Origin of the sequence: Candidatus Ichthyocystis sparus (assembly GCF_900078745.1) — a bacterium.
In the GTDB taxonomy this organism is placed as follows: domain Bacteria; phylum Pseudomonadota; class Gammaproteobacteria; order Burkholderiales; family 2013Ark19i; genus Ichthyocystis; species Ichthyocystis sparus.
In genome coordinates this window covers 18183-35836 of the sequence record NZ_FKII01000056.1, presented here as the reverse complement: position 1 = coordinate 35836, position 17654 = coordinate 18183, and the positions used below count along the sequence as shown (strand labels likewise).

The 17654-nt window shown below is 38.8% G+C and carries 9 protein-coding genes; 1 reads left to right on the top strand and 8 read right to left on the bottom strand.

Going from position 1 to position 17654, the window contains the following annotated elements; all coding sequences use genetic code 11:
• Positions 1-1225: 1225 nt before the first annotated feature.
• From A6733_RS05650 to A6733_RS05640, 5 genes are all read right to left on the bottom strand, one after another.
• A complete protein-coding gene (locus A6733_RS05650) occupies positions 1226-4399 on the bottom strand; it encodes a hypothetical protein (RefSeq protein WP_092460635.1) in 3174 nt (1057 codons plus the stop codon).
• A 564-nt stretch (positions 4400-4963) separates the two neighbouring features.
• Positions 4964-5107, bottom strand: a complete 144-nt coding sequence (locus tag A6733_RS08985) for a hypothetical protein (RefSeq protein WP_175330669.1) — start codon at positions 5105-5107, stop codon at positions 4964-4966.
• Positions 5088-9653, bottom strand: coding sequence for a hypothetical protein (locus A6733_RS05645; RefSeq protein ID WP_092460633.1), 4566 nt, complete (start codon positions 9651-9653; stop codon positions 5088-5090). Before A6733_RS05645 ends, A6733_RS08985 begins: the two co-directional genes overlap by 20 nt.
• 1054 nt (positions 9654-10707) lie before the next feature.
• Complete coding sequence (locus tag A6733_RS08980) at positions 10708-10878, bottom strand: hypothetical protein (RefSeq protein WP_175330602.1); 171 nt, start codon at positions 10876-10878, stop codon at positions 10708-10710.
• A gap of 455 nt (positions 10879-11333) precedes the next feature.
• Entirely contained in the window at positions 11334-11594 is a 261-nt protein-coding gene (locus tag A6733_RS05640; protein ID WP_092402819.1) for a hypothetical protein, read from the bottom strand.
• A gap of 269 nt (positions 11595-11863) precedes the next feature.
• On the opposite strand from A6733_RS05640, the gene A6733_RS08975 reads away from it, so the two are divergent.
• Positions 11864-12022, top strand: a complete 159-nt coding sequence (locus tag A6733_RS08975) for a hypothetical protein (RefSeq protein ID WP_176696148.1) — start codon at positions 11864-11866, stop codon at positions 12020-12022.
• Between the two features lie 153 nt (positions 12023-12175).
• Here A6733_RS08975 and A6733_RS09685 read toward each other — a convergent pair whose 3' ends face one another.
• From A6733_RS09685 to A6733_RS05625, 3 genes are all read right to left on the bottom strand, one after another.
• Positions 12176-12304 (bottom strand): hypothetical protein, encoded by a 129-nt coding sequence (locus A6733_RS09685; protein WP_278183860.1) that lies wholly within the window; start codon positions 12302-12304, stop codon positions 12176-12178.
• 909 nt (positions 12305-13213) lie between these two features.
• Positions 13214-14461, bottom strand: coding sequence for a hypothetical protein (locus A6733_RS05635; RefSeq protein ID WP_092402817.1), 1248 nt, complete (start codon positions 14459-14461; stop codon positions 13214-13216).
• Positions 14462-15206: 745 nt separating this feature from the next.
• Positions 15207-17429 (bottom strand): hypothetical protein, encoded by a 2223-nt coding sequence (locus A6733_RS05625; protein WP_092411406.1) that lies wholly within the window; start codon positions 17427-17429, stop codon positions 15207-15209.
• Between the last annotated feature and the right edge of the window lie 225 nt (positions 17430-17654).

Genomic DNA, 17654 nt, shown 5'->3' with positions numbered 1-17654 from the left:
TTTATATCTTAATTTAGGCAAAAAAATGCGTCAAAAAAACAACCAATCATGCCTAATATGTAGTTAAATGCCATACACTGTAGTAATGTACTAAGCATATTAAAGAATTATTAATGCTTCAAACAAAGAAATCACAATTACATAATTAACATGAAGAGCATTTATTACTTAACATTATCGAGAGACATATTTTTACCAGTTGCACAAAAGATAAGCAATGACATATTTATGTCAAATACTAATCACCATACTTCATAACAAAAACATAAAATGTGTTGCATGACATGGATTAATGTTATCAAAGTAAAACAATAAATTAACCAATATGCATATTTAATGTAAGTGGATCACGAAATATATGTATACTGATATGGATAATATAAAAATTGTGTGAGTATTTAAAATATACTTTAGTAATACTAATAATATATATATCATAAATGCAATAAAAAAATAAATATCTAAATTATTAGTATGTACATTATACGAATTTAATATTTAACATATCTTCTTGTATGCAAATTTTGTGATTAGTGATTGATAATAATTTTATTATAGAAACATAAAATTAACAAAAAACTTAGCGATTAATAAATTGTGCGCCGTATAGATTTATTTACTATCGCTAAGATCATTAATAATTATTTTAATTAATAAAAAATTAAGCATTGGTATCACAAAAAAATAAGCTTTATACATTTAATATAAAAATTTATATGGTATAAAAAATTACATATGAAAAAATAAACATATATAAAGTATGTGGGTCATTGGTATATCTAAAAACTACTTACATTAATATATGACAGTACAAAAATTGCAAAATTTAAGATAAAAAAGATCATTGTTATTTATTAATATCAAACTAAAAATTTTCCTTATCCACTAATTTAGTACTATTTTATATAGTGGGTATGATTGTATAAGCATAACGTTTTTGATAACGTACAAATTACAAAATACGATAAAATAATGTATTGCTATAAAAAATGACTAAATAAATATACTACTTCACTAATGTAGTGTAATATTTATCGAACAAGTAAGTGTGGAGGGCTGGGAAAACACAAAAATTTAAATGAATACAGGCAAAAAAACACCGCCTACATATAAGGATTCAACAATGCAAAGAAGAAGAGCCTCTATCGCACAACCTCCCTCTGCACACAACAAACGCATAAAATCTTGCAATGATAATAACAAGAAATAGGATCAATTTTCACAATTAACTCCTCTTCCTTTTATGCCCACCTCCTCTCTGAGCACCACTATGATGTGAAGAAGATACTCCACTTCTATCAACTCTTATAGACCTATTTGATTCACTGGCAATTAGTGTTGAAGGTAAAAACCCTCGATTCAGCAACGCTGCCAATCCCGCTCCCACATCATCCTCCTCAGCAGCAATATCATTAGCAGCAGCTACTGGCTGAACATCATCCACAAGCGCGGAAGAGGAAGGTCCAATGTCAGCACTGCTAGTAGGTACCTCAAAAGTCCCTTTAATCAGTTGCATAATAAATGATTTCTTAGGTCCGTAAAAATAACTATAAGAACTACCCTTAGCTGCCGTAAAAGATTCTCCTATAGGGGCAGAAATAGAAGAAGAGGCAGTAATCGGCACTATTAGCTGCTCAGATGAGAACGCAGGAGTTGATTCACCCAAAGCCCCCAACGTAGAAGCAATACCTTCCTCAACTAATCCAACTTCTCTAGTCAATAAAGGTGACTCTGGAGAGAAAGAGGAAAGATCAGCATCCCATCCTGATTCAGACGGAGACGAATACATATATGAAGATGAAGATGCCGGTGAAACCGAAGGTGATTCACCACCTAACCCCCACAACTCAGAGGAAGTATCAACCGCAGTCAATCTAACTCTACCTTCCCTAGTCGGAGGAGAAGCAAAGGAAGTATCAGCAGCTAATCCTAATTCAGATGGAAACAAAGACGAAGGTGAAGGTGATTCATCTTCTAAAGCTTCCAAAGCGGAAGCAACAACCACAGTCGATACTAGAACATCCCCACTAATAATCGAAGAAGACTCACCGGAAACAGTTAAAGCAGCAACAGGCTCAGTAACAACAAGAGACGAAGAAGAACCAGCAGCACCTTTAGGTAATGCTACAGCAGTAGAAACAGTATCAGTAGCAGTCACACCAGCAGGTTCATCAGAAGCAATTGACACAGCAACAGATTCAGTAGCAGCAAGAGTCAAAGAAGACTTAGAAGCACCTTTAGGTAACGCTACAGCAGTAGAAACAGTATCAGTAGCAGTCACACCAACAGGTTCATCAGAAGCAGTTGACACAGCAACAGACTCAGTAGCAGCAAGAGACGAAGAAGAACCAGCAGCACCTTTAGGTAATGCTACAGCAGTAGAGACAGTATCAGTAGCAGTCACACCAGCAGGTTCATCAGAAGCAGTTGACACAGCAACAGACTCAGTAGCAGCAAGAGTCAAAGAAGACTTAGCAGCACCTTTAGGTAACGCTACAGCATTAGAAACAGTATCAGTAGCAGTCACACCAGCAGGTTCATCAGAAACAGTTAAAGCAGCAACAGGTTTATCGGAAACAGTTGACACAGAAACAGACTCAATAGTAGCAGGAGACGAAGAAGAACCAGCATCACCTTTAGGTAATGCTACAACAACACTACTTCCTAAAACTACATCTTCACTTGTAATTTTACTACTAATTCTTGAATTCTTATCTCTAATATCTCTAACTCCCACGAAATATCTAAGATACCCCGAGGAACCAGAGGTTACTGATGAAGGAATGCCAGCGACATCGAGCACACTAACAAAATCTCTAAGATTAACAGCATCCAGCGATCTCTCCTCTAGTTTGTCAAAAATATCACCAACCATTTCACCCCAATCTAGTTCAAACATGTGCAGCAGCGTTTCACGAATAGCACACTCTAGTCTCGATAAAAAATCTAGCAACACAACCCCTGTTAGCGGCACTAACCTACGCTCAGAGGGACTGGATAATATTTTAATACCGGCAAGAGCACGTATAAAGTCAGGGTATTGCCTAGAATAATATGCACAAAGGCACTTATACATAAAATTAGATTTTTGCACCTCCTTATAATTTTTGCACCAAATAGCTCGCCCGATCTCCAAAAGTTTACTATTCATCAAATTCGTGAAAGAGTGGACAGTTACTGCCTTACCGGTAAAATTCCTGGCAAACACACGAAGATCACGAAAGAGTTTATTAATTATTTCAGCACTGTCAGGAAGCAACGTGACACCAAGTAAATCAACACATTGAACAGACAATGGAACATCACCATCAGGACCTACAGCAGAAGATAATCTAATTAATTCGGAAGGCGAGCCAGCATATTCTCTTAATGGAGACGAAAATCTTGGCCGTGATTGAGGTTTAGACTGAGGCAATTGAAACGACTGAGCACTAGATGGCAAAGAACGTGCAAGATCAATAGTACCAACTCCTGAAGTACCTCCAACTGTACCTCTACTACTTCCCGACGTACCACCTCTATTTTGTCTCTCATGCTTTCGAAGCTCTGCAAGCGCCACCCCAGGGATACCACAAGCATCGAGAACAGCAATAAGATCTTTACAACCAACATAACCCAAGGATCCCTCTTTTACTTCAGAAAAAAACCTCTTAGCTGTTTCATCCCACTTCAAGTTAAACACAGAGTTCACTATGTTGCTAATGGCACAATCCAGTCTTGATAAAAAATCTAGTAACCTACTTCCAGTTAATGGTACTAACCTACGATCAGATGAACTCGATAATACTTGAATGCCAGTGATGGTAAGGGTACGTATAAAATTAGGGCGGTATCTGAGATTATACACACAGAGGCACCTGTACATAAGAGCAGATAGGTGTAGTTCCCTGTAATTTTTACAACAAATATATCTCCCTGTAGCGGAAAGCTCGCTGCTCTCGCTAATTGTTGATAGATAGTCAGCTACCACAACATCACACACAAGATCAGCAAATTTACGAAAATTACAAAAGAGCTCCTTAATTATTTCAGCAACCTCAGGAAGTAACGTAACACCTAGCAAATCAACATATTGAACAGGAAGGTAAACAATCCCTCCAATAGAAGTAGAGGGAGGAACATTAACAGGAATTTCCCAAACAGGAACTTGAACAAGTTTTATAGCAGAAATAGAAGCAGGAACACCAGGTCCAACCCCCTTCTCATCCTTATCACTACCCTTGCCATTGCCTACAGCAGAGGTAGCAACAGTGGTGTAGGTGGTGGTGCCAGCAATACTGTATAATACACAAACAGATGTAGCTTCAGCTTGCTGCAAATTAACCATTGAACTTCGATCAGGGTGATTATCACATTCAGTACCAATGTAAGAATCACAGACTCCGACTACAGGATTCATAACTAACCTTTAACACATCCGCATCAACATATATGTATGTTATATTATTGTAATGAATAGTCTACTAACATAATACTAACAGAAGGTAACAGAACAAAAATCGCAAACCCTAATATAGAAAACCAATAAAACTTAGTTTGGATAGGAAAAGGTGATAACGGTCGTTGTTATTCATTAAGAAACCACCAATCACCAAGATAAAACATAGATACTCACTACTCTAATTGCAACTAAAAATTAGTCTTTTATCCATTAATTTAGTGATACTTTATGTTATAAATATGATTGCATAAGTGTTACTTATTTCATAATGTGCAAATTGTAAATAATATATTGGTGTAAAGAAATGTACTGTAATATTTACTGTTGTTGGACAAGAAAGGTGGGGGAAATGAAATACTGCCTAAAAACCCAAATTAATATGAGAAAAAAACAAGGCCAATATCCAAGCACGCAAACACAAGTGATGGCCATTATCTTACAAAAAAAAATCACCTACACACAACAAACGTATAAAACTATGTGACACTAGCATTAGGAAGCAAGATCCTTCTCACAAACTACTCATTTCTTTTCCTTTCGTCCACTTCCCATGTGAGCAATTACCCTGAAGTGAGGAGACAACATACCTCTACTACCTCTCGTAGGTACCTCAAAAGGTCCTTTAACTAATTGCATAACAAATGATTTAAGAGGAAAGATCAGCATCCCATCCTGATTCAGATGGAGACGAATACATATATGAAGATGAAGATGAAGATGCCGGTGAAAGCGAAGGTGATTCACCACCTAACCCACACGACTCAGAGGCAATATCAATCGCAGTCAATCTAGCTATACCTTCCCTAGCCAGAGGAGAAGCAGAGGAAATATCAGCAGCTAATCCTAATTCAGATGGAGATAAAGACGAGGGTGAAGGTGATTCATCTTCTAAAGCTTCCAAAGAGGAAGCAACAACCTCAGTCGAGACTAGAACATCCTCACTAATAATCGAAGAAGACTCACCAGAAAGAGTTAACGCAGCAACAGATCCGGTAGCAGCAAGAGACAAAGAAGACTCAGTAGCACCTTTAGGTAATACTACAGCAGCAGAGACAGTGTCAGTAGTAGATACACCAGCAGGTTTATCGGAAACAGTTGACGCAGCAACAGGTTTATCGGAAACAGTTGACGCAGCAACAGGTTTATCGGAAACAGTTGACGCAGCAACAGACTCAGTAGCAGCAAGAGATGAAGAAGAACCAGCATCACCTTTAGGTAACGCTACAGCAGTAGAGACAGTATCAGTAGAAGATAAACTGACAGATTGATCTCTACAAAAAAGCGCAAATCCAGGAGACTGATCAGAACCCGCATCTGATAGCGACAAAGACCCTAACTGCATCTTAGATAGAAGACGACGCTTAGACGATGATTCAGATCGAGAAGATAATCCATGCCGAGGCTCAAGTCGTGGAAGAGAGGCAACCAAAGAGCGGACAACATCAATAGCAAGACTTCCTGGCTCCGTACCCTCCGCACGTTTACCACTACTTCCTGATATCTTGCTTTCACTTATCACACGTTTTTTAGGAACGGTCTTAACATGGAGCAAAGAAGATCTAGCACCATCAGGTGATGTCACAACGGTAGAGACAGTGCCAACCGCAGATACACTGCTAGGTTGATCAGAAACAGTTAACATACCAACAGGTTTAATAACAGGACCAAGAGTTGAAGAAGACCCAGGCTTGGGCTCGGTCCTAATTTGTCGGAGAGAAGTCCAGGGAGAACTAGCACCACCTCCTGATGTCTTGCTCTTGTTTAGATCACGTCTTCGACATATCATACGTCTTTGATATTTTTCATATCCTTTAGAAATTGAAAATACCACTACGGGAGCAGTAACGGTATAGAGAATATTAATAAGATCTGCACAACCAATATCACTCAATGATCCATCTTCTAGTCCGGCAAAAGCTGAAACAGATAACTCATCCCACTCCAAGTTAAATACAGCCTTCACTTCCTCACCAATAGCACAATCCAGTTTCGATAAAAAACTTAGTAACCCACGTCCACTTAATGGCACTAGGCTACAATCAGATGAACTTGATAATACTCTAGTATTGGCAAGAGAACGTATGAAATCAGGACGGTACTTGGAATGATACGTACAAAGAAATTTAGCCATAGAACCAAGTAAATGAAGTTTCTTATAGGTTCTGCACCAAATAACAGCCTGCCTAACCGTAGAAATTTCACTTCTTACATCACTTAAGAAACGGCTCAGTACCCGCGAGCAAGATTTTTTGGCAAATGCACGAGTAGTAGAAAAGAGATCATAAACCAGTCTAGCACTACAAGGATGTAACTTAACACCCAGCAAATCAACACATTGAACAGATAATGAAGCACGAGAGGAAGAGGTAGGAAACGCAGAAGCAGTTACGGTACCAGCTTCAGTAGAAACTGTCTGTGCCACAGCAGTAGTAGTACAAGCAGGTACAGAAACACTATCGTTACCCTTATGTCTTTTTGCTGCAACCAGATTAGAAGAAGACTCACCCACAGAGTCTCCAACAGAATGTGAACCAGATTGAGATGGTAATGACTGAGGACTGAGAGGAGAAGAATGCGTAAGATCTACAACACTAGTTACTGATGCACCCTTACCCTTACTTTCCTTTATTGAAACCCCTACCTTTTCCGATAACGCTACTGCGGGAATGCCAGCAATGTCAAGGACTCTAACAAAATCTCCACAACTAATGGCATTCAAGGACTCCTCTTCCGAAGAAACAGAAACTTCACTCCAACAAGAGCTAAAAACAGACTCAATCGCTCTACAAATAGCACAATCTAGTTCCAACAAAAAATCTAGCAAACTACCCTTGACATCCGATAGTACTTGAATCTCAGAAAGAGAATTTACAAAATCAGGGCGGTACCTGGCATGGTACTCACCAAAGCACATAGACACAAAACTAGCCTCACATGTTGCCCTGTAGGTCAATAACCAAACAGCTCTTTCGGCCACCGAAAGCCTGCTACTCATTTCTGACGGGAACTGTTCTCTTACCATGTCCTCGTAAACACTTATAGCAAGTGAACCAATTTCAGAAAAGAGATCTTCAATCATTAGAGCGCACTCAGGAAGTACCATAGCACACAGTGAAGCACAATCCTGAACAGAAACAGAGGACTTTCCAGTACCCACAGGTGATGTTACAACGGCAGAGACAGTAGCACGCACAGATACACTAGGTTGACCACTTCCTAACGTCCTGCTTTTAGCTATCACACGTTTTCTATACTTTTCATATCCGGGGGAAACTGAAAATGCCACTGCAGGAATACCAACAGCATCGGAAGCATTAACAAGATCTTCACAAACAACACCACTCAATGACTCGCCTTCTAGTTCAGAAAAAACTTTATCAGTTAATTCATCCCACTCCGAGTTAAATGTAGACCTAACTTCCTCAAGAAGTGCACAATCCAGTTTCGATAAAAAACTTAGTAACTCACCTCCAGTTAATTGTACTAGCCTATGATCAGAGGAACCCGAAAGTACTCGAATATCACCAAGAGAACGTACAAAATCAGGACGATAATTGGAATGATACAAACAAAGACACTTAGCTATAAAATTAACCGAATGAAGTTCCTTATAAGTTCTGCACCAAATAACCCGAACAACACCTGAAAGTTCACCTCTCACAGCCATTAAGAGACGATACAGTCCCTTCGAGCAGGACATTCTGGCAGATCTACGAATTGCATAAAAGAGATCACAAATTATTCTAGCACTATCAGGGTGTAATTTAACACCCAGCAAATCAACACATTGAACAGACAATGAAGCACCAGAGGAAGAGGCAGTTAGAGCACTCGCTTCGGTAGAAACAAGCGGCTCCTCAATAATCTCGATATCAGGAGAGGACAGCATAGCCGATTCAGAAGGTGCGGCACCAGAGTCCTCTCCTAATGGCAACGAAGAACCCAACTGTGAACCAGATTGAGATGATAATGATTGGGGAACGGTAGGAGAAGAGTGCGTAAGTCCTTTAACACTAGCAGACCCCGATACTGTGCCCTTCTTACTACTTCCTTCTTTTGTAGGAACTTCTACATTTGCCGATAACGCTACTGCTGGAATGCCAGCAACATTAAGAACTCTAACAAAATCTCCACAGCTAATGGCACTCAAGGATCCCTCTTCCAGAGAAACGGAAACTTCACTCCAAGAAGAGTTAAAAATATACTTCACCTCTCTAAGAACAGCACAATCTAGCTCCAATAAAAAATCTAGCAAACTACCATCGGCATCCGATAATATCTGAATCTTAGAAAGAAAAATAGAACGCACAAAACGAGGGCGGTACTTGGCATGGTACTCACCAAGGCACATGGACACAAAACTAGTCTCACACATTGCCATATGGGTCGAGTACCAAATAGCTTCTTCGGTCACTGAAAGCTCGTCACTTACTTCTGGTGAGAGTTGTTCGCTTATCATGTACTCGTAAACACTCCTAGCAAATACACCAACCTTAGAAAAGAGATCTTTAATCATTGGGAGGCACTCAGGAAGTGCCATAGCATGCAGTGAAGAACAATCCGGAACAGAAACAGAGGATTTTTTAGAACAAACCCTTCCCCTACCTTTTCTAGCACCCACTCCCTTATCCGTAGTAGTTGTTGAGGAAGAAGCAACCACGGAAGTACCTCTCTTTTTGGCAGGAGCTTTACCCTTAGCACTCACCCCCTTACCTATAGCAGCGGTTGGGGAAGAATCAACTGCGGAAGTACCTCTCTTTTTGGCAGGAGCTTTACCCTTACTCTTAGCACTAACCCCCTTACTTATAGCAGCGGTTGGGGAAGAATCAACTGCGGAAGTACCTCGCTTTTTGGCAGGAGCTTTACCCTTACTCTTAGCACTAACCCCCTTACTTATAGCAGTAGTTAAGGGAGAAGCAACTACGGAAGTACCTCGCTTTTTGGCAGGAGCTTTACACTTACCCTTAGCACTCACCCCCTTACATATCTTAACAACAGGCAAAGAAGACCCATCAACCCTAGATGATGCTACAGCAGCAGCAACAGATTCTTCAGCAGCAACAGATTCTTCAGCAGCAACAGATTCTTCAGCAGCAACATATTCTTCAGCAGCAACAGATTCTTCAGCAGCAACAGATTCTTCAGCAGCAACAGATTCTTCAGCAGGCAGAGAAGCAGAGGCAACACTAGCTACAGGTAAAGCAGGATACACAACAACCCCCCTCGCTTATTGTTTATTCTTATCTGCTATTTCTAATTGGCACTAGCATCAATTTCTACTTTTATTCTACTTATCTACTTATCTACTTATCTACTTATCTACTTATCTACTTATCTACTTATTGTCATCAACTCAAACTCAAGCAGAAAAACTCCCACGACTAACAAACCCAAGATGACAACCCACTCATCCGCGAAACAACTTGCATATTATAACTAAAAAAAACAAACATTCACACCCAATACCAATAAAACTAATTGGCTGCATAGATGAATAAGAATAAATAAAGTATCAATCACAATGCACTAATTGTGCCATTACTTAACTGAACAAATGTGCAATAATAACATGCGCAATAACAACTTCTCTCTCCGCTCACTGTTTGTATTTATCATTTCATCGTCCTCATCCTATCATCAACCCAGACACAACGCCATGAATAGGTATAGTCACCATTATTCTTATAGCTCAATTAGCTCAATTTATAAAATAACTCACACTATCCACACTACCAAACTCACATCCTCAAAAGCAGTAGTTCCTATGCACAAAGACTAAGGCAAAATAAAACCCCAGTGGGCCATGGTAGCTCGTATATAGCTTAAAAAAAAATAAATATTTACATCCAATAAACGACAACTAATTATACAAACAAAAGTATTGTATTAATATATGGTGCATCAATTGATCATTATTTACCTGCAATACTTAAAACCTAGATTATATCGACTCAATAAAAAAAGAAAAAAACTGATCCAAGTCAAATGTCACACATGTTTTCCCAACTACTTCATGATCAATGTGAGATACATAATTAATCATTCGCTCTAAAAATACAAATGGCGCCCTCATATGAAAAAACACAATGCACAACACTAAACGTAGTATAAAGACACCACCCACACACAAAAACTCATAAAATTATGTTACCCCGGTAGTGATAAATAAAATCTATTTTTATAATGAACTCCTCCTTTTACACCCTCCTCATCACACCTCTATCCCTAACAGAAACTGAACCACTTGATTCAGCAAAAAGTAGTAATTAAGGTGGCAGTACTCGGTTCATCAATGCTGTATTACCCAAATCATCTTCCATAGCAGCAACATCTACTAGCGGAACATTGACAACAACACCAACAGGTGCAGAAGAAGAAGGTCCAGCAGCAATACCATTACTCGCAGGTACCCAAATAGGATCCTTAACTAACTGCATAATTAAAGAAGAAAGCGATTCATCTCCTGAACCTCAAAACTTAGAAACAGCACCAATTGCAGTCAATCTAACTACAATTTCTCTAGCCGGCGAAAAATCAGAAAAAATATCAGCAGCTACTTCTAACTCAAACGGAGATAAAGACAGGGATTAAGATGAATATAAAGATGAGAGTGAAGGTAAAGACAATTCGTCTTCTAAAACTCGCAAAGCATAAGCAACAACATCCACAGTTGAGACTAAAAAATCTCAACTAATAATCGAAGAAGACTCACCAAAGATAGGTAACACAGCAACAGACTCAGCAATAAGAGTCAAAGAAGATTCAGGCCGAGGCTTAGAAGACAATTATAGTTAATACTGAAGTTGCGAAAGAGTGTGGTTATAGGAGAAGACTGATCAAAACACTTCCCTAACAGCAACAAGGGTCATAATTGCGCCTCAGACCAATGAAGCTACGTACTGGAAGATGAAACTTTACTACTACTTCCCAACATCTTACGCTTAGCTCTTAAGAAGTATCTAATATATCCCAGTGGACCTCCAGTTACTGATGGAGTAATACCTAGATGTATATAGCCCCGATAAAAAAAATCTAGTAACCCAATTCCCTTTAGCGGCACTGACCTACGATCATAGGAACATGATAATACTTGAATACCATCAAGAGCACGTATAAAGTCAGTATAGTGCCTAAAATGATATGCACAAAACACCTACATATAAAATTATATTTTCGCATTTCCTCATAATTTTTGCACTAAATAGCTCGCCCAGTCCTATAAAGTCTACACTATTCATCACTTTCATGAAGAAGTAGCAAAATCACCGCCTATGTGACCTTCCAGCGCAATAGGATCAGAGGAAAATCCATCACCAAAAGCTTCAGCAGAAAACAACCTAATCAATTCTGAAGGTGGGCCATAAAACTCTCCTAATATAGTAACAAAAACCTTGGCTGTAACTCAGGTTAAGACTGAGGCAATTGAAGCGATTGAGAACAAATGGCAAAGAGAGAACAAGATCAACAGCGTCACCTCCTGAAGCACCTCCAACTATACCTCCATTACTACTTTCTGGACGTACAATTTTTATTCCTAAAACGTTTCGTAAATCTTTTTGGGCTCTACAATTGCCACCCTAGGAACACAGAAAATATCGAGAGCAATAGTAAAGTTTTCACAACTAACATCACCCAATAATCCCTCTTTTATTTCAAAAAAAACTCTCCTGGCTATTTAACCTCACTTCAAATTAAACACAGAATTGACTATATCACTAACAGCACAATCTGTTTCTACAAAAAATTCAGCAATCCACTTCCTGTTAGCGGGACTAACATACGATCGGAGAAACTTGATAATACTTGAATGTCAGTAGTAGCAAGAGTACGTATAAAATCAGGGAGGTGTTCTACATGGCACACACAAAAGCACCTGTATATTCTCTATTGCTATTCCTAGAGTCCCCGCTCTCTGAGCGTACCACCAATAACAGCAGCACTGTTTGTAAATGCAGGACACACAACCACCTCTCTACTTATTGGTGGTTATATTTATCGCTTTTATTGCTTTGACATGTAGATACAGGACTCGCACATACACCAAAACAAAACTTGTGTGGAACGATATGTCATATACGATACCAAACACTCGTATGTATAAATGTTTTAAAATATTACCTGCAATGCTCAAAATCTATATTCATCAAATAAGGAAAGACAAATACCGATCAATATTTTTGTGATGAATGCTGATTACGTTAAATCACTTACTTGTTTCCTGAGCCACTTCCTCTCTGTTTTTAAGTATCAAATTAATGAAAAACCCCAAAAACTGGGCCCTATAGCTATGTACTGTGCACGTGGTGCTATATTCATTTTACGACCACCAAAGATTTCAACAATTCTTTTAATTACTATTCAATTAACGCAAATTTAAGGTATACATCATTAGTGCTTCATCACAAAAAAACGAACCTTACATATTCAACCATTAGACACGAACATGCCATGCGTCAATATGCAAGCTTAGATAGTCACCCCTAAATAAAAATTTAATAATACTTAATAACACTTTTATTTATACATTAACAAAACCGCAACAACCCATTGTGGCTAAATAAACTAACGCCACCAAATCTGGTATAGTCAACACGCTCTGTACCACAAAACCGTAGCACCAAGGTAAAAAAATCAGACTTTTTGTTATATACAGTCACACACTGGATACAGTAAAACACACAAAAAAACTTGACATGTGTTAACGCTATCAAATTACCCATCCCACATCTTCATCTGCAGCGGAGGCTGCAAAACTGCCTGTCCCGCAGACAACTAAGAAAAAGGTTTAGCAGCACCACTACCCAAACTCGCTAAAGAAGAAGGATTGTCAACAACACTGAATCTACTTATAAGTGATTTTTTCAGTCCGCGAAGATAGCCAAAAGAACCACCATCTGCAGGACACTCTTTCACTGTAGCGGGAACATAAGAGGACGAACCGACCTCACTATCCACCAATTCCCGAGAGGACGAACAAACACCATCAATAACAAACGCTCCAGACTCAGATGAAGAAAACCTATTCTCTAAATTTACCGTGGCCGCAGAGTTGGTAGGTAAAACAAACTCATTGGATATATCTGGAACACAAGATGAGCCTACATCAGAAACAAATGTTGATAATATACCATCAGACAAAGCCCCATCATGATCTAAACTTCTTGCCACAGGAACATCAAAACTACTAGCAGCAGCAACTTCATCACCATTGGGTACGGATTGTGAGCTCATCTTCCCACTAATTTCACTAGAAGCCGAAATCGCCGACAAAGAAATATTACCCGTATAGAAACGGGATATCTCAGAGCTCCACGCAAATGATAAACCATCATCAACTTTAATCATTACATTAACTGTAAACAATCTCAAAAATTCTGTAATTTCTTCCATAGTAAGTCTCCTCACTTCCCCATTAGGAATGCCAGAAGAAGAAACAGTAAAATTATTAATTCTATCAAGGTATAGACTTCTAAGAAGAGTACTAGCATCCATTGAAGCAGCAGCAAATAACTCACTGCGTAAATCAGAAACTCTTCTTTCATTAAAAGTGCCATACATGGAAAAATGTTCTCTAATATAATAATAAAAAGTTGAACAAGCACGTTCATAAACAGAACGCAAAAAATCACTCTCTATAGCAGATAACACTAGTAAATCTGGGAGACGGAACATCAATCCACAATACTCCATAGCACTCGAAGAAGCAGAACTAACAGGCGCAATATCAGAAATGTAAGCTTCAGGTAATTTCCAAACAGGAGCACGAACGATCCTTTTACCAGAAGTAAAAGAAGAAACAATTCTAGGTTCGGTACCATCCACTTTCTCACACCCAATCTTGACCTTACCTACAGAGTTAGCAAGTGTAGTACAAGCGTTGGTACCAGTAGTACCGTCTAATACGCAAACAGAAGAAGATTTAGCCTGCTGCAAATTAACAATTGACAATTGATCAGAATGATCATCACATCCAGTACTAACACAAGAACAAGAATCAAAAACACCAATTACAGGATTCATACCCAACCTCTAACACATCAATATTAATATGTGTTCTATTATCGCAACGAAAATCTACTAACAATAAGGGAGCAATAACTATCGTACGTACGCAACACTCCAATTAAGCAGCACTAAAAAAACTAGAAAATTTGTACGACATAGAAAAACCCATACGTGTCCATGAAAGTATAGGATATTTATCCTAATTTTACATAAATAACACTTTCCCACTGGTGTAATTAAAAATTACTGCTGTCAATACTCACCAGTACAAAAACTGCAAAATACAACATAAAAAAACAATAAAATTTAGCATAAAACTAGACATATAATCAACGTCATTTTGAAATGAACTACCAAGCTAAAACAACAAATGATCAACATTCCAACTACAACTAGAAATTTATCTTATCTTTCATCCACTAATCTAGTACTACTTTATAGTATAAGTATGGCTGCATAAATACATTTTTTTCATGGCGTACAAATCATAAATACGACGAAAATACCAATTGGCATTGGTATAAAAAACGATTAAATAAATATATCACTCCGCTAGAGATTGTAATACCTATTGAAATTCAAATGAATGCAAGCAAAAAAACCCGCCTCCATACCCAAGCATGCAATAAACATAACAAAAGAGTAATGCTAAAACAACCACATGTGTACACAACGAACGCACAAAATTACGCGGTTCTGATGGAGGAGAAGGCAATCCCCATCTACTAAAAATACCAACACAGAAAAGCACCAACCGCTATCAATCTAACTTCTCTAGCCAATGATGTTGCAGAAAAGGAGGAAACACTGGCAACTGCTCCAACTCAAGTGAGGATGAGGATTCTGGTACAAGTACAGGCGAAGAACAAGGTGTAGATAATCCATCTACTAAAACTTCCAAATCAGAAACATCATCAGCAGCAGTTGAGAGTAGTAAAACATCACTAGCAATCAAAGATTCACCAGAAACAGTTGATGCAACTTCAGATTGATATGATAATTCAGACTGAAACTGCGAACTAGAAGCAGAACAAGCAACATCTGTAACACCACTTGCTGAAGCCGTACCCTCACTTGTAACTTTACTACTACTTCCTGATGTTTTTCTTTTACCCGGCGTACGCCATCTTTGTGAAGCTGAAAATGCCACTACAGGAATACCAGCAACATCGAGGACATTAATTATATCTTCACAACTAACATTACTCAATGATCCATCTTCTAGTTTAGAAAAAACTTTAGCAGCCTCTTCATCCCACTCATAATCAAATATAGACTCCACCACATCACGAATAGCACAATCCAGTTTAGATAAAAAAACCGATAAAACATCTCCACTCAATGGAACCAGATTACAATCAGAGGAACTTGATAATATTCTAATATCAGGAAGCACACGTACAAAACTAGGACGGTACTTGTAATGATATATACAAAGACACTTAGACACAAAACTATATAGATGAAGTTCTCTATAAACATTGCACCAAATAACTATCCCAACCGCAGAAAGTCCGCTATTTATAGCCGTCAGGAGGTAGTTGATTATAGAACAAGAACAAGATGTTCTTGCAGATTCACGAAGACCAGAAAAGAGCTTACAAATTATTTCAGCACTATCGGGATGAAACTTAAGACCCAGCAAATCAACACATTTGGTGGGCGATACCTCCTCAACATCAACACAAATAATTTCTGTATCAGCATGAGCAGAAACAGGAATAGAAACACTACTGCTACTGGCGTGTCCTCCTTCCGCAATCGGAGCAGAAGAAGAAGATCCATCTCCTGGTGCCGTACAACTACCAATGTCTTTACTATCTGTATTTGTTTTCGAAGATTGTTTTTTTAAATACGACACTGGAGAGAATACCATTGAGGGAAGACCAGCAATGCCGAGAACATCGATAAAATCTTTACAACTAATGTCACCCAAGTACCCTTCCTCTAGAGCACTAAAAACATTACCGGTTACTTCAGCCCAATTAGAGTTAAAAATACCCTCCACCATACCACGAACAGCAGAATCTAGTTTCGATAAAAAACTCAGCAAAACATCTCCATTTAACGTCTCTACATCATTGCCAGAGAAATCAGACAATACTTTAATGACAGGAAGAGAACGTATAAAAACAGGCCTGTGCTTACAATGATACTCACGAAGGCATCTGTATACAAAACTAACCTTAAACAGTGGTCCATAAGTATTATACCAAATACTAAGTCCCGTCATCGTAAGTCCACCACTCACACTTGATGTAAATTGTTTGCTTACCGTACCCCTGTAAATACGTCCAGCTAGTTTATCAACTTTAAGAAGGAGATCATTAACTATTTGAGCACTATCAGGATGTAAGTTAACACCCAGTGAATCAAAAACATCAGAACTGGCAGTACAGGCTGGAGCAGTAGCAGATTTTCTGGCAGAAGACCTACTACCCCTCACCCCCTTAGGCACAGTATCAGGAATGGCAGTAGAGGTTGAAGTAGTAGCAGATTTTACGACAGGAGCCTTACCCTTTTTCGTAGTACTCATACCCTTACCTACAGAAGCAGCAGTAGCTGAGGAAGAAACGGCAGAAACAGCATCACGCTTTCTGGCAGAAGACCTACTACCCCTCACCCCCTTAGGCACAGCATCAGGAATGGCAGTAGAGGTTGAAGCAGTAGCAGATTTTCTGGCAGGAGCCTTACCCTTGTCCGTAGTACTCATACCTTTACCTACAGAAGCAGCGGTAGCTGAAGAAGAAACGGCAGAAACAGTATCACGTTTTTTGGCAGAAGACCTAGCCCTCCCACCCTTACGCACAGTAACAGCAACTCTTGAAATAGCAGTATCTGCAGTAGCAGGAGGAGCTTCGATCTGCTGAAAATCACTACCAGAAACACCAGATTGCATTACGTCATCTTTATTACTGCCATCATAGCCAATGTTCTCTATGGTATCACCAAAAGCAGCACCGGTTGCAGACACAGGGCACATAACAACCTCTATGCTTATTAATTATATTTGTTGCTTACTATTCTAACATCTTATCATCAATTAACACACCAACATTACAAAGAAGAAGTAAGCACAGTCACACAACTAAATGCATACAACATCACTATAGGGAGAGCACATCATCACTTCTTGTAGTACAATTCATAAAACAAAACGCATATCCCCCCAAAGTAGTAAAATCTAGAATAAGATTAATCGTAGCCA

What these genes read in the sequence shown, in the direction of transcription:
- A6733_RS05635 (WP_092402817.1), bottom strand. Translation starts at nt 14,461, where the DNA reads ATGAATCCTGTAATTGGTGTTTTTGATTCTTGTTCTTGTGTTAGTACT.
- A6733_RS08985 (WP_175330669.1), bottom strand. Translation starts at nt 5,107, where the DNA reads ATGCTGATCTTTCCTCTTAAATCATTTGTTATGCAATTAGTTAAAGGA.
- A6733_RS05625 (WP_092411406.1), bottom strand. Translation starts at nt 17,429, where the DNA reads ATGTGCCCTGTGTCTGCAACCGGTGCTGCTTTTGGTGATACCATAGAG.
- A6733_RS08980 (WP_175330602.1), bottom strand. Translation starts at nt 10,878, where the DNA reads ATGCAGTTAGTTAAGGATCCTATTTGGGTACCTGCGAGTAATGGTATT.
- A6733_RS05650 (WP_092460635.1), bottom strand. Translation starts at nt 4,399, where the DNA reads ATGAATCCTGTAGTCGGAGTCTGTGATTCTTACATTGGTACTGAATGT.